Genomic DNA, 1,539 nt, shown 5'->3' with positions numbered 1-1,539 from the left:
TTTTTTAAAATTTTTAAGAAACATAGAGTTCCTTTTGCTGTGCTTCCAGATTTGAATCATGGAGATAATCATATACAAATTGCTGTTAATCCGCAGGATATAGATAAGATTAATGATATATGTGAAATTTACAAATTTAATAGTCTTCAAAAAATTAGTGAAATTTCAGAGGAAGAATACTATGAAAATGCATCAATTGAAGAAAAAGAAGAATTTGATAAAACATCTTCATTAATGGCGGAAAAAGTTGAAAAGGAAAATACTAAAAAAAAAGAAAAATCTGAAAATATAGATATTGAGAAGGATATTAATGATTTAAAATCAGTTTCAAAAATAGAAAAATATAAAGTTTTATCCAATAATAGCGAATACGAAAAAATATCATTAGATATGGAAAAATTATATCAATCTGAAGATAAAAATATATTTTATTTTAAAGTTCCTGGTTCTTATGGTGAAGGTAGCTTTTTAATGATGGCTGTTAAAAATGAAGATATTTATATCTCTAAAGATAATAAGACCGCTACAACATTTTTGCATAAAGATTCTACATCAACTGTGCAAAGAATAAGTAAGGGAAACGTTAAAAAAACTGAAATAATACGTAACAAAGATTTGTGTAATTATTTTAGTCCAGGATGGAACAAGTTTGATAAAGAAATTAGTAATAGTCCTATGAAATCTAAGGATAAGATTAATAAAATAGGTGCATCAAAAATAAAAAATAGGAAGTGATGATATGCAACGAAAAAATATTAAAAGAAGAAATACCATTATTGTTTTTTCTATTTTTCTGGTAATGGTAATTTATATATGTTTCTGTGCTTCAGCTTTATTTATTACAAAGGGATTAAATTTTGATAATGCCATGGATTATTTAATGTATTACATTGAACATCCAAGCAAAGATTATTTTAATGATAAGACAATTTTTTGTATATTAGGTGGCATAGTTGTTTGGTTTCTGTTCTTTGTATATAAGTTGGCAGATAGCACGTATAATTTTATGCCAGGAGAAGAATATGGTTCTGCAAAATGGGGTAATGTAAAAGCTTTTAATAAAAAATTTGAAGATAAGGAAGATAAATCTAATAATAAAGTATTATCTGAAAATATAAGATTTAGATATGATGAATCAACTTTATTAAACAATAATACGTTTATTGCAGGTGGTTCTGGAACAGGTAAGTCTGCAAGTATATTAACACCTAATTTATTAGTTAATCATAGTAGCATGATTTATACAGATCCTAAGGGAAGCTTAATTAAAAAATATGGAAATTATCTAGCTAGTCAGGAAAATACTAGAGTTTATTTTATTGATACGGTTAATATGTCTAAATCAATGCACTTTAATCCTTTTCCGTATATTAGGGATACTACGACTCTTGAAATGTTGATTACTAATATATTAGATAATACAAAGCCTGAAACAGAAATGACAGGTGGTGACCCATTTTGGGATAATGCAGAGCATTTATATATTAAAGCTATTTTTTCGTTTATATGGCAGCATTGTCCCTGTGATATAGATTGGAC

Annotated in this window: 2 protein-coding genes; both read left to right on the top strand. The window is 26.4% G+C overall.

Annotation, left to right across the window (positions count from 1 at the left end):
* Positions 1 to 735, top strand: a 735-nt coding sequence (locus B5D16_RS12275) for a DUF3801 domain-containing protein (RefSeq protein WP_207651114.1), incomplete at its 5' end; no start/stop codon positions are given.
* A 4-nt stretch (positions 736 to 739) separates the two neighbouring features.
* Positions 740 to 1,539: type IV secretory system conjugative DNA transfer family protein (locus B5D16_RS12270; protein ID WP_143405134.1), on the top strand; the 800-nt coding region annotated here is incomplete at its 3' end.

This window comes from Eubacterium uniforme, from assembly GCF_900167115.1.
GTDB lineage: Bacteria > Bacillota > Clostridia > Lachnospirales > Lachnospiraceae > Eubacterium_S > Eubacterium_S uniforme.
Note: the sequence above shows the minus strand (reverse complement) of the source record. Positions and strands in the feature narration are given on the sequence as shown.